The following is a 23691-nucleotide window of genomic DNA, read 5'->3' on the forward strand; positions in this document are numbered from 1 at the left end:
CCTGTTATTAAAGCATATCACTAAGTGCGATACTTTATCCCTTGTTTCCAACGAAATCGCGTCAATACATATCACCTTGCCATATGATTTTTATTTCCTCGAGCAGCCTCGAATTTTTCCCACAACATCGTAAAAGTTGCAAAAACGTTAAATGCATCACACATTTCAATGTAGACTGGTCGGCTTTTCCCCTGAAACATGCCACGGGTAACACCATGAGTGAATTTATTGCAGAAAACCGCGGCGCGGACGCCATTACCCGACCGAACTGGTCAGCCGTTTTCTCGGTGGCGTTTTGCGTCGCCTGTCTGATTATCGTTGAGTTTTTGCCCGTCAGTTTGTTGACGCCGATGGCGCACGATTTAGGCATTTCGGAAGGGGTTGCCGGGCAATCGGTGACCGTAACCGCTTTTGTGGCGATGTTTGCCAGTTTGTTTATTACCCAGACCATTCAGGCCACTGACCGCCGCTACGTTGTCATTCTGTTCGCCGTTTTGCTGACGCTCTCCTGCTTACTGGTTTCCTTTGCCAACTCATTCAGTCTACTGTTAATCGGTCGCGCCTGTCTGGGGCTGGCACTGGGTGGATTCTGGGCGATGTCGGCGTCGTTGACCATGCGCCTGGTACCGCCTCGTTCAGTGCCGAAGGCGCTGTCGGTGATCTTCGGCGCGGTGTCCATTGCGCTGGTAATTGCCGCGCCATTGGGCAGTTTTTTAGGCGAGCTTATCGGTTGGCGCAATGTCTTTAATGCGGCGGCGGTGATGGGCGTGCTGTGTATTATCTGGATTATCAAATCATTGCCTTCGCTGCCTGGCGAACCGTCACATCAGAAACAAAATACCTTTCGCCTGTTGCAGCGTCCGGGGGTGATGGCCGGGATGATCGCCATCTTTATGTCCTTCGCCGGACAGTTTGCTTTTTTCACTTATATTCGCCCAGTGTATATGAATCTGGCGGGATTCGGCGTTGATGGCTTAACGCTGGTGCTGTTGAGTTTTGGTATCGCCAGTTTTGTTGGTACATCGCTTTCGTCGTTTATTCTCAAACGTTCGGTGAAACTGGCCTTAGCGGGCGCACCGTTTGTGCTCGCCCTGAGCGCGCTGGTACTGACGCTGTGGGGAAGCGATAAAATTGTTGCTACCGGTGTGGCGATTATCTGGGGGCTGACCTTTGCTTTAATTCCCGTTGGCTGGTCAACGTGGATCACTCGCTCATTGGCCGATCAGGCAGAAAAGGCTGGGTCTATTCAGGTGGCCGTTATTCAGCTTGCCAATACCTGCGGTGCGGCAATCGGCGGTTATGCGTTGGATAACATTGGTCTGACTTCGCCGCTGATGTTGTCCGGCACATTGATGTTACTGACTGCATTGTTGGTTACGGCAAAGGTGAAAATGAAGAAATCCTGATATCAGGTAAAGAAGCGTTGGTCAGTGGTTGTTGCCGTACTTACATATCCGGGCATTCTACCTTACCCAACGCTTCCCAATAATTGCTCTGATTATTACGTTCCATCGCCACGATGGCCTCGCGTATGTGTTGTTTATTGTTTTCATCTGACAACATTAACTTTTCCCACGCTTCATCTGACAACGATGCCTTCGGGGTGCAAATTTTCCGCAAATCCTCTAATACCGTATTTTTCTCTTTTGCGGACTGCAGTGAGCTAAAAGGCGACTCGGCGTATACGATGCCTGGCATAGCGAAAAAAGTGAAAATAAGCAGTAGCGTCGTTGGTTTCATGGATTCAACCTTTTACAAATGTGTATCGAATGAAGCATAAGTGTAGTTTGCTTTCATCGCTCTCATCATGCTGTACGAAACGCGCTTGCGTGGTCAGTAAGAAGTGCCAGACCTTATATTCCACTTTTATTCCTTTTTATTCTTATCGATAGCGTTTCGTTTTTTAAACCGCAGCGACCTTACCGCTATAGTCAGGTAATCATTAATAAAAGGATAAAAAAATGAAACTGACAACACATCATCTACGGACAGGGGCAGCATTATTTCTGGCGGGGATCCTGCTGGCAGGCTGCGACCAGCAAAACAGCGATGCAAAACACATTAAAGTTGGCGTCATTAACGGTGCCGAACAGGATGTGGCAGAAGTCGCTAAAAAAGTGGCCAAAGAGAAGTATGGTCTTGAAGTTGAATTGGTTGGATTTAGTGGTTCGTTGTTGCCGAACGATGCAACTAATCAGGGTGAACTGGATGCCAATGTCTTCCAGCATCGTCCTTTCCTTGAACAGGATAATCAGGCGCACGGTTACAAACTGGTGGCGGTAGGAAATACCTTTGTCTTCCCCATGGCTGGCTATTCGAAAAAAATTAAAACAGTCGATCAGCTAAAAGAAGGAGCGACTGTAGCGATTCCGAATGATCCGACCAATCTGGGGCGTGCGCTGTTACTGTTGCAAAAAGAGAAACTTATTACCTTAAAAGAGGGGAAAGGTTTACTGCCAACGGCGTTGGATATTACTGAGAATCCACGCCATTTGCAGATAATGGAGCTGGAAGGGGCACAGTTGCCACGTGTACTGGACGACCCGAAAGTGGATGTAGCGATTATCAGCACCACTTACATCCAGCAAACAGGACTTTCTCCGGTTAACGACAGCGTATTTATTGAAGATAAAAATTCACCATATGTGAACATTCTGGTGGCGCGGGAAGATAATAAGGATGCAGAAAACGTGAAGGAGTTTCTGCAATCTTATCAGTCACCAGAAGTTGCTAAAGCGGCAGAAACCCTCTTTAACGGTGGCGCGGTGCCTGGCTGGTAATGATCAACCGTACCGCGCCGGACGATTACATTTTTCTGGCGCGGCGGCGGGAATCCATTGAAATCAAAATCACCGATGACAGAATCAGTAGCGTTCCCAGCCAATCTGGTAATGTGAAGGTGATCCCCAGCAACAGCAAAGAGAGCAGCGCGCTACTTAATGGTTCTGCGCAACTCAAAATACTGGCTTTCGGCCCGCCAATTAACTGTGCACCTTTCAGATACAGACTAAAGGTCAGCGAAGTTCCAATTACCACCAGATAGAAAAAAGCCAGGATCAGGCTGCCATTAACCACGAAATTTGTTCCTTGCCCGGCATAAAAGGGCAGCAGGACCATCCCACCAATGAGCATACTCCAGCCGACGACGGGCAGCGTGCCGTAACGGGCAATGAGCGTTGAGGGGTATGTCGTATAGAATGCGGCAGCAAAGGCTGAAGCAACTCCCCAGAACAGCGCAGCAGGAGAGATCGACAACGATGTTGGATTACCGTGGGTGACCAGCAAAAATGTGCCTATCAGGGAGGTCAAAATCGCGGTAAATACCAGAATACCGGGGCGCGATTTTCGTACCAGTGAGAACCAGGCCACGATAATCGTTGGTGATAAAAATTGCAGCACCGTTGCTGTAGCTGCATTGGATTTTTCAATCGTCAGTAAGAAAGTTAGCTGGACGGTCAGGGCGCCAACAATGGAAAAAATAAGCAGGCTGATGGCATCTTTATGATTCTTAATGATTGAGAAGACTTTATCGCCGTGGACAAAAGAGAGCGTCAGCAGAATAAATCCGGCAAATATCAGTCGCGTCATGGTCAGAAACTGCGATGACATCTGACTTTGTTCCATGATGTATTGCGCGCAAACGCCTGAACTTCCCCATAATACGGCGGCAATCAGAACGTTCATCATCCCCTTTCTGGTGGAACCCATTTTTCCCTCTGCATACTGTTTTGTCGTTTATGTATGCAGGCATGATAGCAAAAATGGTGAGAATGACCCCTTCAGGTAAACCATTCATTTGATGGGGCGAGCATTTATGAAACGAGTGAAATACTTGTTAAACCGTCAGGTTATGACGTTATCATTTTGTTCTGACAGCGTGCTACTGTTCGCTTTTTAAACGCGAAGAATGTTATGCAAATCCATAAAGTAGTAACCCCCGAGTTTGTGAAGAAGTTTGCCTGCGTCGGCCCCAATTGCCTGATTTCCTGCTGTCAGGGATGGAAGATACACATCGACAAGAAAACCCATCATACTTACCTCAACGAACAACACCCGAAAATTGCCCAGTTGGCGAAAGAGAATTTATTTCGGGTGCGAAATGGTAAAAGCCGCTATTCGATAATCAAACTGGACGCGCAGGGTCAGTGTCCGTTTCTCGATGAAAATAAACTCTGCCTGGTCCATCGCGATCTGGGAGAAAAAGCACTTTCAGAAACCTGTTCTACTTATCCACGTAGCAAAAAACACTACGCGGATACAACTCGCCATTCGATGGTGCTCTCATGTCCAGAAGTAGCCCGACTGGTATTGTTTGATGCCGACAGCATGTTAGTGCACGAACAGGATGATCTGTTGGCGAAGGCGAAAAACACCTTCACCGCCAGCCAGCCGGTTAATCAGATCCACCAGATTGTGCATCTCTTTGCCTGGCACCTCCTGCAGGCGCCATCGTTGAACGTTGAAGAGAATCTGATGGCGCTGGCACAGTTTATGGTTTACCTGCAGCGCATTGAGTTCGATTTGCACAACCATTTTGCGCAGGCTGAACAGTACCATCAGGAGCTATTAAGCGAGCTGGCGGCAGGTATTAGCCTGATGAGTCAATCAACGCCTACGGAGTCGGTGGGATTGAAGGTGCGTGCGCTGACGGTATTGGGGTCGCTTGTCGCGAATAAGAGCAGCAGGGATCGTATTATTACTGACTTGCATCGTAAGATGGCGGTGTATTTAGACGTAGCAAACAGCCCGGATAAGCAGGTTCTGGCTGACAAGTTTGCTGTCCTGAATAAACAGTGGCAGCAGCTTTGCCAGGATTCTATCCTTAGCGCCCCGCATGTATTGCGCAATTTACTGACCTACAAAATTTACCACTGCCATTTTCCGGATGCTGATTTCTCAACGGTCATGCGGCAGGTTTACCGTTTAATTCTCGACTATTTCTATATTAAGCATTTGTTGAGTCTGACATCGCTGGAAGCAACTCTGGATGAGGCAACGGTACTGAAAATTGTGGCGAGCCTTGCCGAGTCAACCTTGCATTCGTCAACGATAAACCAGCGAATGAATGAAGCGATCGACATGATCAATGCCGGGGACGATCTCTCCTGCCTGCTGTTGATTCGTTAAATTCGCCTGTCGGGGACTGGGTTAAGCGTTTGTCTGGCATGTCGCTTCCGCTGTAATAAATATTAAGAACAACTTCGGTAAAGCAGGTTGAATCATGAACAGAAGAAATTATCTGCTTTAAACGGTATTACAAGGGATTGGTGAACGTCAGAAGAGGCATTTTGGCGGAAGATCACAGGAGTCGAACCTGCCCGGGACCGCTGGCGGCCCCAACTGGATTTGAAGTCCAGCCGCCTCACCGGAGACGACGATCTTCCGCGCCTCGATTGCTACATGGAGGCGGGGCGCATTATAGCTACTTCCTCGCCTTATCACATCCCCCATCACACTTTTTTCCGCTTCGTTTCGCCTTGCCATGATCCTCTTCACAGAAACTCTCGGCAAATCCATAAGTTACGCTTTGGCACAACCGCGCTCCCAGACAAAAGAAACGTAAGTTGATAACAAAAAATAGCAATGTCCGTATTCTTAAGGATGGTTTACGCCGTGCAATGAGCGGGAACGAACATGGTAATTGGATACTCTACTGTTTGTTATTTATTGAAAAAATGCCGGGTACGGCTGTGTCGTACCCGGTGAGATTGATTTTTACTGCACTGGCTCCGTTGACGTAACTTCGCCACTGGAAACGACGCCAGCATTCATGGTTTGGGTCACTTGCTGTTTTTCAACGTTCACGGCATGGAGTTGCCCGTTAACCGTGGGTTTTAGCGGTGCATCGGCCTGAATATCGCCGCTGGCGGTAAGCTGAATATTGCCGTCGCCAGTCAATGGTAATTCAGGCCATCCCCACGGTTGCAAAATATTCACCGGCACACCGCGTCCGTTCAGGCTGATATGAGTCTGGCGCTGCGGCGTTTGTGAAACACTGGCTGTGGCTTCCAGAATGCCTTTCTCGGTAAACGCGCTAAGTTCGCTGATATTCACCGTGCTGCTGTTGGCGGCCAGTGCCAGCGACGGACGGCGAACATCAACACGATTGAACGTCGCGGCGGCGGCATTCAGATTCGCTGTGCCACTCCAGACGCCCCATTGGTGATTGGCAACCAGTGTCAGATTCGCGCCATAGCCATCGAGCGCGGTGAGTTGCCACGGGAAGGCCGGGTCGATATCAATGATCAGGTTGCGGCTGGCGCTAAATCTCTTCAGTTGCAGACTGTTTAACCAGCCGGGTGTCGTTTCCATCCATAACTGTTGCCAGTTTTTTGGCAGGGTATATTCCAGCCCGACAATTGCCGCATCATCGAGGATCAGCGTTTTCCCGTCGCGTTGCCAGTTTCCTGACGTTCTCACCATGCCACCTTCCCAACGGCTGGTAAACTGGCGCAGCGCCACGCCCTGCGGGGAAAATTCTGCGTTCATAATCGGGTCAAACAAATGCAGCGAACCATAAATAAACTCGCTGGCATTCATCGACAGCTTTCCTTCCTGTGTCTGCCAGTCATCTTTACTGAAGGTCATGTTGCGTAAGCTGAGATCGAGATCGGTCACCGCCCAGTCCGGGCCTTGCAGGCGAGCATCTATCACTTCCAGGCGACCAATCTGTAACGAAGGCACAGAGCGCAATGACGCAAAGAAATCAGTCAGCGATTTTTCGCTTTGCAGACGGATATCCGCCATGCGCAGGTTTTCCACCTGCCAGCTACCGTCGGCGTTACGCTGCGCGTTTCCGGTTAATGTACCGCGCGCGATATCGGCACCCAGATTGGTCAGCGTAACGCGATCGTTATCAATACTGCCTTCAACCAACACATTGGTGGCAGGAACATCATTGAGCGACAGGGAGCCAGCACTGAATTGAATCTGCGCTTTCGTTCCCAACACTTTACCGGCTTCTGGCGACCACGGAATGACGCCGCCATTTACCCGCTGAGCACTTAATTTCCACTCGCTATTTGGGCTATTAAATGCCATATCGCGCAGTTGCAGGCGATCGGCTTTGAACGGTAGCGGGGCGGTCTGGTCGGTGAGATTCAGCGTCCCGTTTTCCAGCAGAATGGTATCGACATGGCGCGGTTCGGTCAGTTGCCGACTACTCAAGGCGATATCAACACTTTTTGCCACCAGGGTAGCGGGCTGTCCATCACGACCAAACGTGACGTTCTCCAGTATGATATGAGACGGCGCGGAAAAGCGGTGATCCATTGCCCCGAAGACCAAATGGTAGTCGCTATTTTCGGAAATCCATGCGCTGATATGCTCCGCACCCCAACGGGTTTGCAGAAGAAAATAGAGGCCAGTTATCACTACGAGTAGCGCGACGAAAATGTAGAGAAGCAGCTTCCCAATAAATTTCATAGTCTTCCATCCCGCGAAATACACATAAGGGAGTTATGCACGATTTACGCGCATTCCTCAAGGCGGGAATGGTGAAAGAGAGTCGCTGCGGCGGTAAAGAAACTTACCGCCGCTAAGTGAATTACGGTTTTTCCGGCGGGAAAATCAGGTTCAGCACAATGGCAGTAATACCGCCAGCGGCAATACCTGAAGAGAGCAGGTTTTTCAGCCAGTCAGGGGCAAATTGCAAAATCAGCGGCTGCTGAGAAACGCCCAGACCGACGGCCAGCGACAGTGCAATAATCAGAATTGCCCGACGGTTCAATGGCTCGCGGGAAACGATGCGTACACCGGATGCGGCGATGGTGCCAAACATCACAAGCGTAGCGCCGCCCAGAACTGGCTCTGGGATGTGTTGCACGAAACCACTCACTGCCGGGAACAGGCCCAGCACGATCAACATCAGCGCCACCACAAAACCGACATAACGGCTGGCAACACCCGTTAACTGAATTACACCGTTGTTCTGTCCGAAGCAGGAGTTCGGGAAGGTGTTAAATACTGCCGAGACAAACGAGTTCAGGCCGTTTGCCAGCACGCCGCCTTTCAGACGTTTCATGTACAGCGGGCCGGAAACCGGCTGTTCGGAAACGTCAGAGGTCGCGGTGATATCGCCAATGGTTTCCAGTGAGGTGATCATAAAGACCAGCATCAGCGGCAGCAGTAGGCTCCATTCAATACCAAGACCGTAATAGAGCGGCGTTGGTACCATAATCAGTTCTTGCGTCATCGGTTCGTTGCTTTCTGGCAACATACCCATAAACCACGCCAGCGCATATCCGGCCGCCATCGCAATCACCAGCGAGGCCACGCGTAAGTAAGGGTTACGTTGGCGGTTAAGCAGGATGATTAAGGCTAAGACCACGCCCGCCAGCAGCAGATTTTTCGGTGCGCCAAAGGTGTTATCGCTCATCGCCGCATAGCCACCACCAATGGATGTTAACCCAACCTGAATTAGCGACAGGCCGATAATCATCACCACGACGCCAGAAACCAGCGGCGTAATAATGCGGCGCGCCAGATGCAGAACACGGGAGATCACCATCTCCGTGCAACTTGCCAACATCAGGGTACCAAACAGTGCCGCCATCATGGTGGGAACATCAGCACCACCGGTCTTCAGCGCCGTGCCGCCCATAATCAGCGGGGCAACGAAGTTGAAACTGGTCCCCTGAATCGACAACAACCCGGAACCTACCGGCCCCCAGGCTTTAATCTGAATGATCGATGCCACACCGGAGGCAAACAGCGACATACTAATAATGTGTTGTGTGTCCTGTGCCGGTAAACCTAGCGCCTGGCAGATGAGAAGCGCAGGGGTGATAACCGCGACAAACATCGCCAGCAGGTGCTGACAGGCGGCAAACAAGGTTTGAGGAAGCGGCGGACGATCTTCAAGACGGTAAATCAGTTCGCTGTTTTGAGCCTGCGCAACCGGTTGCGCATTTTCTGACTCGAGGGTGGAAACAGACATCGAAAACAATCCCGTGGTAGCAAAGCGGGCATTTTAGCTGACCGAAAGGCAAAAGCAAACGTTTGCTAACCGTTCTTCTAAATATTTAAATGCAATAAATGCACTTTTTTATATAACTTTTGGTATTTTTCTGCTTAAAATCCATGCCATTTTTCTATTTTCAGCTGAGAATTCGAACCAGGAAAGCATGACTCGATACTCGTCATATTTCGCCTTACTGCAAATGCGCGATGATGTATGACGAGTATGAAAGAGTGGTGCGGACACAAAGGAGTAACTATGTTTCATCTCGATACTTTAGCAACGCTTGTTGCCGCAACGCTAACGTTGCTGCTCGGGCGAAAGTTGGTCCATTCCGTCTCCTTTTTGAAGAAATACACCATACCTGAACCGGTTGCTGGAGGGCTGCTGGTGGCGCTGGCGCTGTTGGTGCTGAAAAAAAGTATGGGCTGGGAAGTCAACTTTGATATGTCCCTGCGAGATCCGTTGATGCTGGCTTTCTTTGCCACCATCGGCTTGAACGCCAACATTGCCAGCTTACGTGCCGGTGGCCGTGTGGTGGGGATTTTCCTGATTGTGGTTGTTGGTCTGTTGGTGATGCAAAACGCCATCGGTATTGGTATGGCCAGTCTGTTAGGTCTTGATCCGCTGATGGGGCTGTTAGCAGGGTCTATTACGCTTTCTGGCGGTCATGGGACTGGCGCGGCGTGGAGTAAATTGTTCATTGAACGTTACGGCTTTACTAACGCGACTGAAGTAGCGATGGCCTGTGCGACGTTCGGTCTGGTGTTGGGCGGTCTGATTGGTGGCCCAGTGGCGCGTTATCTGGTGAAACACTCCACCACGCCGGACGGTATTCCGGATGACCAGGAAGTACCGACCGCGTTCGAAAAGCCTGATGTGGGGCGCATGATCACCTCGCTGGTGCTGATTGAAACTATTGCGCTAATTGCTATCTGTCTGACGGTAGGGAAAATCGTTGCGCAACTTTTGGCTGGCACTGCTTTTGAATTACCAACCTTCGTTTGTGTGCTGTTTGTAGGCGTGATTCTGAGCAACGGTCTGTCAATGATGGGCTTTTATCGCGTCTTTGAACGTGCGGTATCGGTGCTGGGTAACGTTAGCCTGTCGTTGTTCCTGGCGATGGCTCTGATGGGCCTGAAGCTGTGGGAACTGGCTTCGCTGGCGCTGCCGATGCTGGCGATTCTGGTGGTACAGACCATCTTCATGGCGTTGTATGCCATCTTCGTCACCTGGCGCATGATGGGCAAAAACTACGATGCGGCGGTGCTGGCTGCGGGTCACTGTGGCTTTGGTCTTGGCGCGACACCAACGGCAATCGCCAACATGCAGGCGATTACTGAACGCTTTGGCCCTTCACATATGGCCTTCCTGGTGGTGCCGATGGTCGGTGCGTTCTTTATCGATATCGTTAACGCCTTGGTGATTAAGCTGTATTTAATGTTGCCGATTTTTGCGGGTTAACCGATGAAGCGGCGGTAGAAGTGCCGCCGCAACAAAGACAAATGCCTGATACGCTTCGCTTATCAAGCCTGCGTATTGATTCACAATTTATTGAATTTGTAGGTTTTTGTAGGGCGGATAAGGCGTTCACGCCGCATCCGGCAGGAAGGTAGATCAACCTGAAACGGCGGTCTTCTCACCGCCGCCTTTTACGCATTCGAGTAACGTTCAGTCTCTGGCATCCAGCGTTCTATCAGGGCTTTTGCCTGCTGTGGGTAACGTTCGTGAATATGTCGCGCCAGGCGCTGAACTTCCGGGATCATCGCCTGGTCGCGCAGTAAATCTGCCACTTTAAATTCGGCATTACCCGTCTGACGTGTGCCTAACAGTTCACCCGGTCCGCGTATCTCCAAATCTTTCTGCGCAATCACAAAACCGTCGTTACTGTCACGCAGCACTTGCAGGCGGATTTGCGCCGTTTTGGAGAGCGGTGTTTTGTAGAGCAGGACACAGTGAGAAGCCACCGCGCCACGACCTACACGCCCGCGAAGCTGGTGTAACTGCGCCAGACCCAGACGCTCCGGGTTTTCGATAATCATCAGACTGGCGTTAGGCACATCAACGCCGACTTCAATAACGGTTGTGGCAACCAGCAGGTGTAGCTCACCTTGTTTAAACGATGCCATCACCGCCTGTTTCTCGGCAGGTTTCATCCGCCCGTGCACCAGACCGACATTCAACTCTGGTAGCGCCAGTTTCAACTCTTCCCACGTGGCTTCCGCCGCCTGCGCTTCCAGTAATTCCGATTCTTCAATCAACGTACAAACCCAGTACGCCTGACGGCCTTCCGTTATGCAGGCGTGGCGCACGCGGTCGATAATATCGTTACGGCGCGTATCAGGAATTGCCACTGTCGTCACTGGGGTACGTCCTGGCGGCAGTTCATCAATGACCGAGGTGTCGAGATCGGCATACGCGGTCATTGCCAGCGTGCGGGGGATCGGCGTGGCGGTCATGATCAACTGATGTGGATGGAAGCCCTGTTGCTGGCCTTTCTCCCACAATGCCAGACGCTGATGCACGCCAAAGCGATGCTGTTCGTCGATTATCACCAGCGCCAGGCCGTTAAACTGCACCTGTTCCTGGAAAATGGCATGAGTGCCAACAATCATCTGCACCTGACCGCTGGCGATGGCTTCTTGCTGAGCCAGTCGCGCTTTACCTTTCTGCTTACCGGCGAGCCAGCCCACTTCGATACCGAGCGGTTCAAACCAGTTGCGGAAGTTATTGGCGTGCTGCTCGGCAAGTAACTCGGTTGGCGCCATCAATGCCACCTGTTTACCGTGAGCAATCGCACGCAGCGCGGCGAGGGCGGCAACCAGCGTTTTACCGGAGCCTACATCGCCTTGTACCAGGCGCATCATCGGTACATCCAGCGCCATATCGCGCTCAATCTCCGCCACTACGCGTGCCTGTGCGCCCGTTGGCTTGAACGGTAAGGCGGCGAGGAGTTTATTTTTCAGCGCGTCACTGGCGCTAAGCGGCTGGGCATGGAAACGTTGCGCTCCGGCGCGTAACGCCAGCATGCTAAGGTTGTGCGCCAGCAGTTCTTCCAGAATCAGACGACGTTGCGCCGGATGCTGCCCGGTTTCCAGATCGCTAAGTTGCAGCGTTGGCGGTGGGCGATGCAGAGTGCGCAACGCTTCCGGTAACGTCATCATTCCTTGTGACAGTTCCGGCGGCAGGAGTTCTTCAATGGCGCAGGTGTCGAGCAGATCCAACGCCTGATCGGTCAGTTTTCGAAGCGTCGCCTGCTTTACGCCTTCCGTTGTTGGGTAAACCGGCGTGAGCGTTTCCTGCAACTCTGGCGTACTGAGATCGCCCTGCACGCGGTATTCCGGGTGGATCATCTCCGCACCATATTTGCCGCGCTTTGCTTCGCCATAGGCCAGCACGCGGCGGCCCGTCGCCAGGCTATTTTTCATTGCTGCGTTGAAGTTGAAAAAGCGCATGGTGAGAATGCCGGAACCGTCGCTAATCTGGCAGGTCATCATTCGCCGACCGCCGAAGGAGATATTGCAGTTCAGCACTTCGCCTTCCACCGTGGCATAAACGCCCGGCAGTAGCTCACCGATGGGGTAGAGATGGGTGCGATCTTCGTAGCGCAGGGGAAGGTGTAAGAGTAAATCCTGCACGGTATGCAGATTGATTTTCTCCAGCTTGTTACTTTGCGCTGCACCAACGCCCGTTAGGGAACTGAGTGGGACAGCATCTAACAGGCGACCTTTCATGGCGCTTACCCTGCGGCCTGCATAGTGGCCCACCAGTCGGCATCAGCTTCAATCTCGCCTTGCTGATTGACATGAGGGTAGGGCAGACCTTTGCGTTTCGCGACTTTCGCCAGCACCGGATAGCCGCCTTCAAACAACAGGCGTTGTTGCTCTGCTTCCGGCAACATACTGTTTTCACGCAGGTACATGCCTGCGTTTTGCCGCTGGCGCTGGGCTTCGTAAAGAATGAGGGCTGAGGCAACAGAAACATTCAGCGACTGCACCATGCCGATCATCGGAATGATGATGTCCTGATCCGCCAGGGCTAGTGCTTCCTGAGTGATGCCCGTTTTCTCCTGACCCATCAAAATACAGGTCGGGCGGGTGTAATCAATTTCGCGGAAATCGACAGCGTTATCAGAAAGATGGGTTGCCAGAATCTGCATGCCCTGGCCTTTCAGATGGGCGACAGCATCGCCAATGGTACGGTGCGTTTTCACCTGTACCCAACTGTTGCTGCCAGCCGCAGCCGAAGCCATAGTGCGCATCCGGCTGCCAGGCCAGACGGCGTGAACTTCATGTACGCCAACGGCATCTGCAGTACGAATAATCGCAGAAACGTTATGGGGTTTGTGGACCTGCTCCATGCAGACGGTCAGATCAGGCTGCCGCCTGGCGAGCACTTCGCAGATACGTGCATAACGTGTTGGGTTCATAAAACATTAATTTCGGTTTCGGGTGACTTTAATCACGTCTGGCATCACGCGGATTTTGCGCATGATATTCGCCAGATGCACACGGTCACGGGCGGTCAGACGAATAAAGGCGCTGTAGACGCGACCATCCTTTTCTTCTGTATTCAAACTTTGAATATTGGAGTTGGTCGTATTGATCGCTGCCGTCAGGTTAGCTAATGCGCCCTGATGATTGAACATCTCCACCTTGATTTCGGTGATGAACTCTTGCGCCGTCTCTTTATCCCATTCCACAGCCATAAATTTCTCTGGCTCTTTCTGGTAGCCACGGATGTTACGACAGGATTCATGGTGGATCACCAGACCTTTACCGGGGCTGACGTGAGCGATAATCGGGTCGCCAGGAATTGGGCGGCAGCATTTCGCAAAGGTGATCAGCACACCATCGGCACCTTTAATTGGCAGATGTCCGTGACTTTGGGTCGCCGGTGGAATGGAAGCGTCCCCATGTTGCAGATTCTTCGCGACCACCACGCTCATCGCGTTGCCAAGACCAATTTCCGCCAGCAGATCGTCAAGCGTAGCCAGCTTCATGCGGTCCAGTTCACGCTGAATATTTTCCTGCGGGATTTCATTGAGCTTACGGCTACCACCCAACGCATGGTTGAGCAGGCGGCGGCCCAGGCTTACAGAATCATCACGCTTGAGGTTTTTCAGCAACTGACGAATTTTGGCGCGCGCTTTCGAGCTGACGACAAAGTTCAGCCATGCGGCATTCGGGCGAGCGCCAGGTGCGGTAATGATTTCAACGGTCTGGCCGCTGGAGAGCGGCTGCGACAACGGGTAAGGCTGACGGTCGACGCGCGCGCCCACGCAGGCATGACCGATATCGGTATGCACCGCATAAGCGAAGTCGACGGGCGTTGCACCGGCAGGCAGTTCGACAATGCGCCCTTCCGGTGTGAAAACGTAAATCTCATCCGGGAAGAGATCGGATTTAACGCTCTCGATAAATTCAAACGAGCTACCGGCGCTCTGTTGTAGCTCCAGCAGGCTTTGCATCCAGCGCTGGGCGCGGATTTGTGCGGTGGTGCTGGTTTCGCCGTGCTCTTTATAAGCCCAGTGTGCGGCAACACCCATCTCCGCCATCTGATCCATATCTTCGGTGCGGATCTGGACCTCAACCGGCACACCGTGCGGGCCGATCATCGAGGTGTGCAAAGATTGATAGCCGTTCGCTTTTGGAATGGCGATATAGTCTTTTACGCGACCCGGACGCGGCTTATACAGGCTGTGCATCTGGCCGAGCACGCGATAACAGGTGTCGGAATCATTGACGATCACGCGGAAGGCGTAGATGTCCATGATCGAGTGAAAACGCTGCTCTTTGAGCACCATTTTGCAGTAGATCGAATAAAGATGCTTTTCGCGACCACTGACGCGGCACGGTATTCCCGCTTCCTGCAAACGCCCTTCGATTTCCGAGAGGATTTTTTGGATCATCTCTTTACGGTTGCCGCGCGCGGCTTTCACCACTTCTTTGATTACGCGATAACGGTTGGGATACAGCGCTTCAAAACCCAGCTCTTCGAGTTCGGTTTTAATGTGGTGGATACCTAAACGGTGCGCCAGCGGGCTGTAGATTTCGAGAGTTTCACGGGCGATGCGGCGACGTTTGTCCGGGCGAAGTGAGCCCAGCGTGCGCATGTTGTGGGTACGGTCTGCGAGTTTGATGAGAATGACGCGGATATCCTGCACCATCGCCATAATCATCTTGCGAAAGTTTTCGGCCTGCGCCTCTTTCTTATCGCGGAACTTGAGCTTATCAAGCTTTGATACCCCCTCTACCAGTTCGGCGACGCTTTTACCAAAAAGCTGTTCCATGTCCTGGTAGGTGGCGGGAGTATCTTCAATCACGTCATGCAGCAGCGCTGCCATTAGCGTTTCATAGTCGAGTTTCATCTCGGCCAGAATGCAGGCAACCGCGACCGGGTGCGTGATATAGGGTTCACCGCTTGAACGTGTTTGCCCCTCGTGAGCATCACGTGCAACGAGATACGCCTGCCGCAGACGTTTGATTTGGTCTTCCGGCAGGTAGTTTTGAATCAGTTGATTCAGGCTTTCAAACAGATACAAGGGCGACCCGCTTTGTGATTAACGACGACCTTCAGCAATAGCGGTAACGGCTTGTAATTCAGCGGCTTCCTGCTCTTGCTGTTCCTGGCGTTCGCGCACGTCGAGGATCTGGTTGTTGATCAGACCTTCTTCGATTTCGCGCAACGCGATTACTGTGGTTTTATCGTTTTCTTCCGGTACCAGCGGATCCTTTCCGCCTACCTGCATCTGACGAGCGCGACGCGCGGCGACCAGTACCAGGTCAAAACGGTTACCAATTTTCTCTACAGCGTCCTGAACAGTTACGCGTGCCATACTTAAAAAGCTCCACAGGTGAAGAAATGACTGGGCATGATACTGAAAGAAGGTTCAGTCTGCCAACAATTTGCTGATTAAAGCGTCATGACGCTGCTTTTGGCGGCTCATGCGCAAGCGTTCGGCGCGAATGATAGTCTTTAGATCACCCAGAGCGGTGTCGAAATCATCATTCACTATTAAATAATCATATTCGGCGTAATGGCTCATTTCTGCAACTGCTTGCGCCATTCGCTTTGCAATGACCTCTTCGCTATCCTGACCTCGACCCCGTAAACGGCGGTCTAACTCAATTTTTGACGGCGGTAGAATAAAGATACTCCGCGCATGCGGCATTTTCTGGCGAATTTGCTGTGCGCCCTGCCAGTCAATATCCAGAAAAACATCCACGCCGCTCGCCAGTACTTGCTCAATGGCCTCGCGTGAAGTGCCATAGTAATTACCGAACACTTCCGCGTGCTCAAGGAATGCATCTCTGCTAATCATCTCTTTAAATTCATCATGATTAACAAAGAAGTAGTGTTCACCATGGACTTCACCCGGACGCGGTGCGCGCGTGGTGTGTGAAACAGAAACCTGAGTGTCGTACAACGGTTGGGTTTTTAATAAAGCCTGAATCAGGCTGGATTTACCCGCGCCACTGGGGGCAGAAACAATATAAAGCGTGCCTTGAGCCATGAGTATCTTTCGTATGTGATTAAGCGAAATAAAGCCTACATACGGGCTTATTATACACGGCGCGGCCATGTGACGTAGCCCTTGCTCACACTTTTTGCGCAAAGTTGTTGCGTTTTGCGTACCTGTTTCCGCAATTCCCGGTCATTTACTGCAACAAGAACGATTCTCTGGAAGCGTCCTCGTAGACTCCGTTTTTGCCACTCGGTTTTGCATTCATCTCGTTGTATATCTGCCCGCCTGACTACAGCGGAGGTGACGATGAAAGTATGGATTGCAGTGTTAATGAGTATTTTGTGCTGGCAATCATCAGCGAAGGCGGTCTGTCCGGCCTGGTCGCCAGCCAGAGCGCATGAAGAAATCTCCCGCCTACAACAGCAAGTAAAACAGTGGGACGATGATTACTGGAAAAAAGGGAAAAGTGATGTGGAAGATGGGGTTTACGATCAGTTAAGCGCCCGCCTTGCACAGTGGCAACGCTGTTTTGGCGAAGAGACAACGGGTGACGCTATGCCGCCGCCGTTGAGTGGCACGGTTATCCATCCGGTTGCGCATACGGGGGTACGTAAGTTAGCGGATAAAAATGCGCTACGTCTGTGGATGCATGAGCACAGCGATCTTTGGGTACAGCCAAAAGTTGATGGCGTTGCGGTAACACTGGTCTATCGTGATGGAAAACTGATTAAAGCGATCAGTCGTGGCAATGGGCTTAAAGGTGAGGACTGGACGCAGAAAATACGCTTGATTCCTTCTGTACCGCAATCTGTTAGCGGAGCTTTGGCCAACAGCACCCTGCAGGGTGAGATATTTCTCCAGCGTGAGGGGCATATCCAACAACAAATGGGAGGAATGAATGCCCGTTCAAAGGTCGCTGGCATTTTGATGCGCCAGGACAATAGCGACACGCTGCATTCACTGGGTGTGTTTATCTGGGCGTGGCCGGATGGACCACAGTTGATGGCCGAGCGATTACAGCAGCTTGCTACTGCGGGCTTTACTTTGACGCAGAAGTATACCCTTGCGGTGAAAAGCGCAGACGAGGTTGAGCGAGCACGTAATGAGTGGTGGAAAGCGAAATTGCCCTTCGTCACCGATGGCGTGGTGGTGCGAGCGGCTAAGGAAGCCGAATCCCGTCATTGGCTACCGGGTCAGGCGGACTGGCTGATAGCGTGGAAATATCAGCCTGTGGCCCAGGTTACTGAAGTAAACGCGATACAGTTTGCTGTCGGTAAGAGCGGAAAAATCTCGGTGGTGGCGTCACTCGCGCCTGTCATGCTGGATGATAAAAAAGTCCAGCGGGTGAACATTGGTTCCGTCAGAAGTTGGCAGGAGTGGGACATTGCACCTGGCGATCAAATCCTTGTGAGTCTTGCCGGTCAGGGTATTCCACGCATTGATGAAGTGGTCTGGCGCGGTGCTGAACGCACAAAACCGACGCCGCCAGAAAACCGTTTTAACGCGTTGACCTGCTACTTTGCTTCTGATGTTTGTCAGGAACAATTCATATCGCGATTAGTTTGGCTGGGATCAAAACAGGTTTTGGGGCTGGAGGGCATCGGTGAATCTGGCTGGCGCTCGCTACATCAGACGCATCGCTTTGAGCATATTTTTTCCTGGCTTTCATTAACTCCAGAGCAATTGCAGCACACGCCGGGGATCGCGAAGAGTAAAGGTGAGCAGTTGTGGCATCAGTTTAACCTGGCACGTCAGCAGCCTTTTACTCGCTGGGTGATGGCAATGGGAATACCGTTAACCCAAACGGCGCTTAATGCCAACGACTTCAGCTCCTGGGCGCAACTTTTGCAGAGAAGCGAACAGTATTGGCAGCAACTACCGGGGACAGGGCTGCGTCGTGCAAGTCAGGTTATGGAATGGAAGGATAATGCGCAAATCAAGATGCTGGGCAACTGGCTGGCTGCCCAGCAGATCACAGGTTTTGTGCCTTAGTGACCTTCGTGGCTGTAATAAAAAACCGGTAATCCCAGTTTAAGACGCAGCGCCAGCAAGCGAGCGAAAAAGCCGAATACCAGGGTGGAAATAATCACCACATCATGGTTGGAAACATAGTGTTGCAGCGCGATATACAGCACGGCGGAAGCAAAGGAAACCCCGGCGTACAGCTCTTTCTGGAATACCAGAGGGATGCGTTTACAGAACATATCGCGCAAAACGCCGCCAAACACGCCAGTCGTCACAGCCGCGACAACGGCAATGATCGGGCCGTGTCCCATATCCAGCGCGACCTGTGCGCCAATGATAGAAAAAACCACCAGTCCGAGTGCATCGAGCACCAGAAAGACTTTACGCAGGTAAGGCATCACGGGAGCAACGATAGTGGTGAACACGGCGGCGGTGGCGACGATAATCACATACTCCGGGTGTTTGACCCAGCCAAGCGGATAGTGGCCCAGCAGAATATCGCGCACTGACCCTCCGCCAATTGCGGTGGCGGTCGCAATGATAATTACGCCAAATGTATCCATGCGCCGCCGTCCGGCCGCGAGCGCCCCTGTCATGGCTTCGGCAGTAATGCCAACCAAATACAAAATGTGTAACAGCATGGTTTTCTCCCTAAAAATCTGCCTGGCAGGGTAGCGATTTGTGTGCATTGTCACGATTGAGATTTTTTAAGGAGAGAATGGATTGATAATTTGTAGTTATGTGAAATTGCTATTTTCTGTAGTGAGAATGCATTTTTCTGATTTTGTGATAAGTAAAATGCATTAGAAAAAGTATGGAGTAAATAAATATGAGGACGAAACTATATGCGTAGCGCCGCTGTAATTAACAACGGCCTACGGAGATATGTCGCTTACTCGATGTTCTGAATCTGCTCGCGCATTTGCTCGATCAACACTTTCAGCTCGATGGCGGAGTTTGTCACTTCGGCATTGATAGATTTCGACGCAAGAGTGTTCGACTCGCGGTTGAACTCCTGCATCATAAAGTCCAGACGACGGCCAACCGCTTCTTTTTTCTTCAGAATGTTGTACGTCTCTTTAACATGCGCTTCGAGGCGGTCCAGCTCTTCGGCAACGTCAATTCGTTGTGCCAGCAGAACCAACTCCTGCTCCAGACGGTTGTTTTCCAGTTGCACCTGGGCGTCTTCCAGCTTCGCTACCAGACGCTCACGCTGCCATTGCAGGATTTCCGGCATATGGGCGCGGACTTTGACCACTTCGGCGGTGACGCCTTCCAGACGCTGCTCGATCAATGCTTTCAGCGCCTGACCTTCGGTTTCACGCGCGATGATAAAGTCGTCCAGGGTGCCATCGAGAGCCGCGAGAATTTCAGCAGCAATGGCGTCGAGATCCTGCTCCTGAGCTGCCATCACGCCCGGCCAGCGCAGAATATCAACCGGGTTGATTTCCCCTTCGTCGCTCTGCATTTTTACCCAGTTCGCAGCAGTTACCAGCTGTTTAGCCAGTTTTTCGTTGAGGATCAGCTCACCTTGCGCGCTGACATCTGGCTCATAGCGCAGGGTACATTCCACTTTACCGCGCGTCAGGCGAGAACGAATACGCTCGCGAACGACAGGTTCAAGGCTACGGAACTGCTCCGGCAGACGAAAGTAAGTTTCCAGATAACGCTGGTTTACCGAGCGCATTTCCCAGGTTGCGCTACCCCATTCACCCTTGATTTCACGCCGGGCGTAGGCGGTCATACTGCGGATCATAGACGTTCCTGTTTATAAAAGGAGAGGTGGAAGGATTATAGCCATCGATGCCTTGTCAGGATAGGAATAACCGCCGGAAGTCCGTATAATGCGCAGCCACATTTGTTTCAAGCCGGAGATTTCAATATGCGTCCAGCAGGCCGTAGCAATAATCAGGTGCGTCCCGTTACCCTGACTCGTAACTATACAAAACATGCAGAAGGCTCGGTGCTGGTCGAATTTGGCGATACCAAAGTGTTGTGTACCGCCTCTATTGAAGAAGGCGTGCCGCGCTTCCTGAAAGGTCAGGGCCAGGGCTGGATCACCGCAGAATACGGTATGCTGCCGCGTTCTACTCATACCCGTAATGCCCGTGAAGCGGCGAAAGGTAAGCAGGGCGGCCGCACGATGGAAATCCAGCGTCTGATCGCTCGTGCATTGCGCGCCGCAGTAGATTTGAAAGCCCTCGGTGAGTTTACTATTACGCTGGATTGCGACGTACTTCAGGCCGATGGCGGCACCCGCACTGCTTCTATCACCGGTGCTTGTGTTGCACTAGCCGATGCCCTGAATAAACTGGTTGAAAATGGCAAGCTGAAAACCAATCCAATGAAAGGGATGGTAGCCGCGGTTTCTGTCGGTATTGTTAACGGCGAAGCGATTTGCGATCTGGAATACGTTGAAGACTCAGCGGCTGAAACGGACATGAACGTGGTGATGACCGAAGACGGGCGCATCATTGAAGTGCAGGGAACGGCAGAAGGTGAACCGTTCACCCACGAAGAGCTACTCACCTTGTTGGCCTTGGCTCGAGGGGGAATCGAATCCATTGTAGCGACGCAGAAGGCGGCGCTGGAAAACTGATTTTTAAGGCGACTGATGAGTCGCCTTTTTTTTTGTCTGTAGAAAAGTAAGATGAGGAGCGAAGGCATGAAACCATATCAGCGCCAGTTTATTGAATTTGCGCTTAGCAAGCAGGTGTTAAAGTTTGGCGAGTTTACGTTGAAATCCGGGCGCAAAAGCCCCTATTTCTTCAACGCCGGGCTGTTTAATACCGGGCGCGACCTGGCACTGTTAGGCCGTTTTTACGCTGAAGCATTGGTGGATTCCGGCATTGAGTTCGATCTGCTGTTTGGCCCTGCTTACAAAGGGATCCCGATTGCCACCACAACCGCCGTGGCGCTGGCGGAGCATCATGACCTGGACCTGCCGTACTGCTTTAACCGCAAAGAAGCAAAAGATCACGGTGAAGGCGGCAATCTGGTTGGTAGCGCGTTACAAGGGCGTGTGATGCTGGTGGATGATGTGATCACCGCCGGGACGGCGATTCGCGAGTCGATGGAAATTATTCAGGCCAATGGCGCGACGCTTGCTGGCGTGTTGATTTCGCTCGATCGTCAGGAACGTGGTCGCGGCGAAATTTCGGCGATTCAGGAAGTTGAGCGTGATTACAACTGCAAGGTGATCTCTATCATCACCCTGAAAGACTTGATTGCCTACCTGGAAGAGAAGCCAGAAATGGCGGAACATCTGGCGGCGGTTAAGGCCTATCGCGAAGAGTTTGGCGTTTAAAAATATGCGCTGCGCAGGGTTTTTGCTGTGCGCAGCGTGATGCGTTTTAAGATATCGTGTTAATCTGCTTTCGCCAGCAGTGGCAATAGCGTTTCCGGCCTTTTGTCCGGGAGGGTCGGCGAGTCGCCGACTTAACGCCAGTAGTATGTCCATATACCCAAAGCCGCTTCATTGTACTTAAGTACGCTTCGCGTACGTCGCGCTGACGCGCTCAGTACAGTTACGCGCCTTAGGGATGGTTTGATGGTATTGCCGCTGTTGGCGCCTCTTTTGGCCGCCGTGATGTGGAGAGTGGAATGGATGCTACCCGGATAACCCTTCTGGCGCTCGATTTGTTCGGCTCGCCGGGCTGGAGTGCCGATAAAGAAATACAGCGGCTGTATGCGCTCAGTAATCATGTCGGACGCCATTACCGATGCATTATTCTTTCTAAGCGCCACGGTGGTCAGCGGATGCTGCTAGCCCCTGATTACTTGCTCAAAACCGTACAGCGCAACATTCTTAAGAACGTACTTTCACGATTTCCGCTTTCCCCTTTTGCTACCGCCTACCGGCCAGGTTGCCCAATCGTCAGCAACGCGCAGCCTCACTGCCAACAGTCGCAGATCCTGAAACTCGATATCGAAAACTTTTTCGATAGTATTAGCTGGTTACAGGTCTGGCGTGTGTTTGGACAGGCCCAGTTGCCACGCAATGTGGTAACCATACTGACCTGGCTTTGTTGCTATAACGACGCGTTACCGCAGGGGGCGCCAACTTCGCCTGCCATTTCCAACCTTGTGATGCGCCGTTTTGATGAGTGCATTGGGGCATGGTGCCAGACACGAGGAATTATCTATACCCGCTACTGCGATGACATGACCTTTTCAGGTCACTTCAATGCCCGCCAGGTTAAAAATAAAGTGTGCGGATTGTTAGCGGAACTGGGCCTGAGCCTCAATCAACGCAAAAGCTGCCTGGTCGCGGCCTGTAAGCGCCAGCAGGTAACCGGGATTGTTGTTAATCACAAACCACAGCTTGCCCGTGAAGTGTGCCGGGCGCTGCGTCAGGAGGTGCATTTGTGCCAAAAATATGGCGTTATTTCGCATCTTAGTCATCGTGGTGAACTTGATCCTTCTGGCGATCTCCACGCACAGGCAACGGCGTATCTGTATGCTTTGCAGGGAAGAATAAACTGGTTATTGCAAATCAACCCTGAGGATGAGGCCTTTAAACAGGCGAGGGAAAGTGTAAAGCGAATGCTGGTGGCATGGTAAGAAAAGCGTCAGGCAGACGTTTCTGCCTGAACGTTTAGGGGAGAATTACTGCAACTGCGCAGCAATTAGTGGCCAGCGGGCGTCAAAATCATCCGTCGGGCGGTATTTAAACTCGCTGCGGACAAATCGTGACAGCATACCTTCACAAAATGCCAGCAACTGGCTTGCCAGCAGCGTTTCATCGGTGGTGTAACCTTCACCCTCACGCATTCTCTTTTCACGCAATACCTGACGCAACTGCGCTTCAATACGCTCGAACAGTTGGTTGATGCGCCCTTGCAGGCGGTCCTGTTCAAACATCAGCGCATGCCCGGTAAGGATGCGGGTCAGGCCAGGATTACGCTCACCAAAACCGAGGAGCAACAACACAATCAGACGTAGGCGCGTTGTGGTGTCCTTCTCATCTTTCAGAATCAGATTGATGCGAGTAATCAGGCTATCTTCGATAAACTCAATCAGGCTATCGAACATGCGGGTTTTACTGGGGAAGTGGCGATACAGAGCCGCTTCGGAAACGCCGACGGAGGCGGCCAGTTTCGCTGTCGTGATACGTTGGCTTCCATCGCTGGATTCCAGCATCAGCGCCAGAGACTGAAGTATTTCTTCGCGACGGTTCCTTTTCGCAGTTTGTTTTTCTGCCATGTTACAAAATACCCCTGAAAATAAGCACTTGCCAGGCGGCACCCACGCTATGACCGCAAACGAAATGTTTGCGGCAATGTTATGACGTTATTTG

Annotated in this window: 19 protein-coding genes, 1 tRNA gene and 1 pseudogene; 8 read left to right on the forward strand and 13 right to left on the reverse strand. The window is 51.8% G+C overall.

Going from position 1 to position 23691, the window contains the following annotated elements; all coding sequences use genetic code 11:
* Positions 1-215 precede the first annotated feature (215 nt).
* The gene (nepI, locus tag FEK42_RS11195) at positions 216-1406 is read left to right on the forward strand and encodes a purine ribonucleoside efflux pump NepI (RefSeq protein WP_135493161.1); all 1191 of its coding nucleotides are present in this window, start codon (positions 216-218) and stop codon (positions 1404-1406) included.
* Between the two features lie 40 nt (positions 1407-1446).
* Here nepI and yicS read toward each other — a convergent pair whose 3' ends face one another.
* Positions 1447-1740 carry a protein YicS gene (gene yicS, locus FEK42_RS11200; protein ID WP_064526021.1) on the reverse strand — a complete coding sequence of 98 codons (294 nt, stop codon included), beginning with the start codon at positions 1738-1740 and terminating at the stop codon, positions 1447-1449.
* 221 nt (positions 1741-1961) lie between these two features.
* On the opposite strand from yicS, the gene nlpA reads away from it, so the two are divergent.
* Positions 1962-2780 (forward strand): lipoprotein NlpA, encoded by an 819-nt coding sequence (gene nlpA, locus FEK42_RS11205; RefSeq protein ID WP_130261096.1) that lies wholly within the window; start codon positions 1962-1964, stop codon positions 2778-2780.
* Positions 2781-2783: 3 nt separating this feature from the next.
* Here the strand turns inward: nlpA and FEK42_RS11210 are convergent.
* A pseudogene (locus FEK42_RS11210) lies at positions 2784-3708 on the reverse strand (carboxylate/amino acid/amine transporter).
* Between the two features lie 204 nt (positions 3709-3912).
* Here FEK42_RS11210 and fliB point away from each other — a divergent pair.
* The gene (fliB, locus tag FEK42_RS11215; RefSeq protein WP_135493160.1) at positions 3913-5127 is read left to right on the forward strand and encodes a flagellin lysine-N-methylase; all 1215 of its coding nucleotides are present in this window, start codon (positions 3913-3915) and stop codon (positions 5125-5127) included.
* Positions 5128-5289: 162 nt separating this feature from the next.
* Here fliB and FEK42_RS11220 read toward each other — a convergent pair.
* The 3 genes from FEK42_RS11220 to xanP form a co-directional block, all read right to left on the reverse strand.
* Positions 5290-5384 (reverse strand) — tRNA-Sec (locus FEK42_RS11220).
* A gap of 331 nt (positions 5385-5715) precedes the next feature.
* Positions 5716-7425: an AsmA family protein gene (locus FEK42_RS11225; protein ID WP_135493159.1), complete on the reverse strand. Its 1710-nt coding sequence runs from the start codon at positions 7423-7425 to the stop codon at positions 5716-5718.
* A gap of 121 nt (positions 7426-7546) precedes the next feature.
* Positions 7547-8938, reverse strand: a complete 1392-nt coding sequence (gene xanP, locus FEK42_RS11230; RefSeq protein WP_135410583.1) for a xanthine/proton symporter XanP — start codon at positions 8936-8938, stop codon at positions 7547-7549.
* A 279-nt stretch (positions 8939-9217) separates the two neighbouring features.
* Between xanP and gltS the strand changes: the two genes are divergently transcribed.
* The gene (gltS, locus tag FEK42_RS11235; protein WP_130206745.1) at positions 9218-10423 is read left to right on the forward strand and encodes a sodium/glutamate symporter; all 1206 of its coding nucleotides are present in this window, start codon (positions 9218-9220) and stop codon (positions 10421-10423) included.
* A gap of 188 nt (positions 10424-10611) precedes the next feature.
* Here the strand turns inward: gltS and recG are convergent, their stop codons facing one another.
* The 5 genes from recG to gmk are packed head-to-tail and all read right to left on the reverse strand — an operon-like array spanning position 10612 to position 16475.
* Positions 10612-12693 carry an ATP-dependent DNA helicase RecG gene (gene recG, locus FEK42_RS11240; RefSeq protein ID WP_138211829.1) on the reverse strand — a complete coding sequence of 694 codons (2082 nt, stop codon included), beginning with the start codon at positions 12691-12693 and terminating at the stop codon, positions 10612-10614.
* A gap of 5 nt (positions 12694-12698) precedes the next feature.
* A complete protein-coding gene (gene trmH, locus FEK42_RS11245) occupies positions 12699-13388 on the reverse strand; it encodes a tRNA (guanosine(18)-2'-O)-methyltransferase TrmH (protein WP_131161530.1) in 690 nt (229 codons plus the stop codon).
* Positions 13389-13394: 6 nt separating this feature from the next.
* Complete coding sequence (spoT, locus tag FEK42_RS11250) at positions 13395-15503, reverse strand: bifunctional GTP diphosphokinase/guanosine-3',5'-bis pyrophosphate 3'-pyrophosphohydrolase (RefSeq protein WP_130206741.1); 2109 nt, start codon at positions 15501-15503, stop codon at positions 13395-13397.
* A gap of 18 nt (positions 15504-15521) precedes the next feature.
* A complete protein-coding gene (gene rpoZ / locus FEK42_RS11255) occupies positions 15522-15797 on the reverse strand; it encodes a DNA-directed RNA polymerase subunit omega (RefSeq protein ID WP_000135058.1) in 276 nt (91 codons plus the stop codon).
* A gap of 54 nt (positions 15798-15851) precedes the next feature.
* On the reverse strand, positions 15852-16475 hold the full coding sequence (gene gmk / locus FEK42_RS11260; RefSeq protein WP_010344504.1) for a guanylate kinase: 624 nt from the start codon (positions 16473-16475) through the stop codon (positions 15852-15854).
* Positions 16476-16733: 258 nt separating this feature from the next.
* Between gmk and ligB the strand changes: the two genes are divergently transcribed.
* Positions 16734-18419, forward strand: a complete 1686-nt coding sequence (gene ligB / locus FEK42_RS11265; protein ID WP_135410581.1) for an NAD-dependent DNA ligase LigB — start codon at positions 16734-16736, stop codon at positions 18417-18419.
* Here ligB and FEK42_RS11270 read toward each other — a convergent pair.
* Complete coding sequence (locus FEK42_RS11270; protein ID WP_064526048.1) at positions 18416-19033, reverse strand: trimeric intracellular cation channel family protein; 618 nt, start codon at positions 19031-19033, stop codon at positions 18416-18418. The two genes, ligB and FEK42_RS11270, sit on opposite strands and share 4 nt — an antisense overlap.
* 251 nt (positions 19034-19284) lie before the next feature.
* Positions 19285-20148 carry a YicC/YloC family endoribonuclease gene (locus tag FEK42_RS11275; RefSeq protein WP_000621326.1) on the reverse strand — a complete coding sequence of 288 codons (864 nt, stop codon included), beginning with the start codon at positions 20146-20148 and terminating at the stop codon, positions 19285-19287.
* Positions 20149-20274: 126 nt separating this feature from the next.
* On the opposite strand from FEK42_RS11275, the gene rph reads away from it, so the two are divergent.
* From rph to FEK42_RS11290, 3 genes are all read left to right on the forward strand, one after another.
* Entirely contained in the window at positions 20275-20991 is a 717-nt protein-coding gene (rph, locus tag FEK42_RS11280) for a ribonuclease PH (RefSeq protein ID WP_130206735.1), read from the forward strand.
* A gap of 66 nt (positions 20992-21057) precedes the next feature.
* Positions 21058-21699: an orotate phosphoribosyltransferase gene (gene pyrE / locus FEK42_RS11285; protein ID WP_000806177.1), complete on the forward strand. Its 642-nt coding sequence runs from the start codon at positions 21058-21060 to the stop codon at positions 21697-21699.
* A 296-nt stretch (positions 21700-21995) separates the two neighbouring features.
* On the forward strand, positions 21996-22955 hold the full coding sequence (locus FEK42_RS11290) for a reverse transcriptase family protein (protein WP_135493158.1): 960 nt from the start codon (positions 21996-21998) through the stop codon (positions 22953-22955).
* Between the two features lie 45 nt (positions 22956-23000).
* On the opposite strand, the gene slmA is transcribed toward FEK42_RS11290, so the two are convergent.
* Positions 23001-23597, reverse strand: a complete 597-nt coding sequence (gene slmA, locus FEK42_RS11295; RefSeq protein ID WP_130206731.1) for a nucleoid occlusion factor SlmA — start codon at positions 23595-23597, stop codon at positions 23001-23003.
* Positions 23598-23691 lie beyond the last annotated feature (94 nt).

Origin of the sequence: Escherichia sp. E2748 (genome assembly GCF_005781125.1) — a bacterium.
Lineage (GTDB): Bacteria > Pseudomonadota > Gammaproteobacteria > Enterobacterales > Enterobacteriaceae > Escherichia.

Bases quoted from the DNA above. Each gene is read 5' to 3' on its own strand.
- nepI (WP_135493161.1), top strand. From the start codon at position 216: ATGAGTGAATTTATTGCAGAAAACCGCGGCGCGGACGCCATTACCCGA.
- yicS (WP_064526021.1), bottom strand. From the start codon at position 1,740: ATGAAACCAACGACGCTACTGCTTATTTTCACTTTTTTCGCTATGCCA.
- nlpA (WP_130261096.1), top strand. From the start codon at position 1,962: ATGAAACTGACAACACATCATCTACGGACAGGGGCAGCATTATTTCTG.
- fliB (WP_135493160.1), top strand. From the start codon at position 3,913: ATGCAAATCCATAAAGTAGTAACCCCCGAGTTTGTGAAGAAGTTTGCC.
- FEK42_RS11225 (WP_135493159.1), bottom strand. From the start codon at position 7,425: ATGAAATTTATTGGGAAGCTGCTTCTCTACATTTTCGTCGCGCTACTC.
- xanP (WP_135410583.1), bottom strand. From the start codon at position 8,938: ATGTCTGTTTCCACCCTCGAGTCAGAAAATGCGCAACCGGTTGCGCAG.
- gltS (WP_130206745.1), top strand. From the start codon at position 9,218: ATGTTTCATCTCGATACTTTAGCAACGCTTGTTGCCGCAACGCTAACG.
- recG (WP_138211829.1), bottom strand. From the start codon at position 12,693: ATGAAAGGTCGCCTGTTAGATGCTGTCCCACTCAGTTCCCTAACGGGC.
- trmH (WP_131161530.1), bottom strand. From the start codon at position 13,388: ATGAACCCAACACGTTATGCACGTATCTGCGAAGTGCTCGCCAGGCGG.
- rpoZ (WP_000135058.1), bottom strand. From the start codon at position 15,797: ATGGCACGCGTAACTGTTCAGGACGCTGTAGAGAAAATTGGTAACCGT.
- gmk (WP_010344504.1), bottom strand. From the start codon at position 16,475: ATGGCTCAAGGCACGCTTTATATTGTTTCTGCCCCCAGTGGCGCGGGT.
- ligB (WP_135410581.1), top strand. From the start codon at position 16,734: ATGAAAGTATGGATTGCAGTGTTAATGAGTATTTTGTGCTGGCAATCA.
- FEK42_RS11270 (WP_064526048.1), bottom strand. From the start codon at position 19,033: ATGCTGTTACACATTTTGTATTTGGTTGGCATTACTGCCGAAGCCATG.
- FEK42_RS11275 (WP_000621326.1), bottom strand. From the start codon at position 20,148: ATGATCCGCAGTATGACCGCCTACGCCCGGCGTGAAATCAAGGGTGAA.
- rph (WP_130206735.1), top strand. From the start codon at position 20,275: ATGCGTCCAGCAGGCCGTAGCAATAATCAGGTGCGTCCCGTTACCCTG.
- pyrE (WP_000806177.1), top strand. From the start codon at position 21,058: ATGAAACCATATCAGCGCCAGTTTATTGAATTTGCGCTTAGCAAGCAG.
- FEK42_RS11290 (WP_135493158.1), top strand. From the start codon at position 21,996: ATGGATGCTACCCGGATAACCCTTCTGGCGCTCGATTTGTTCGGCTCG.
- slmA (WP_130206731.1), bottom strand. From the start codon at position 23,597: ATGGCAGAAAAACAAACTGCGAAAAGGAACCGTCGCGAAGAAATACTT.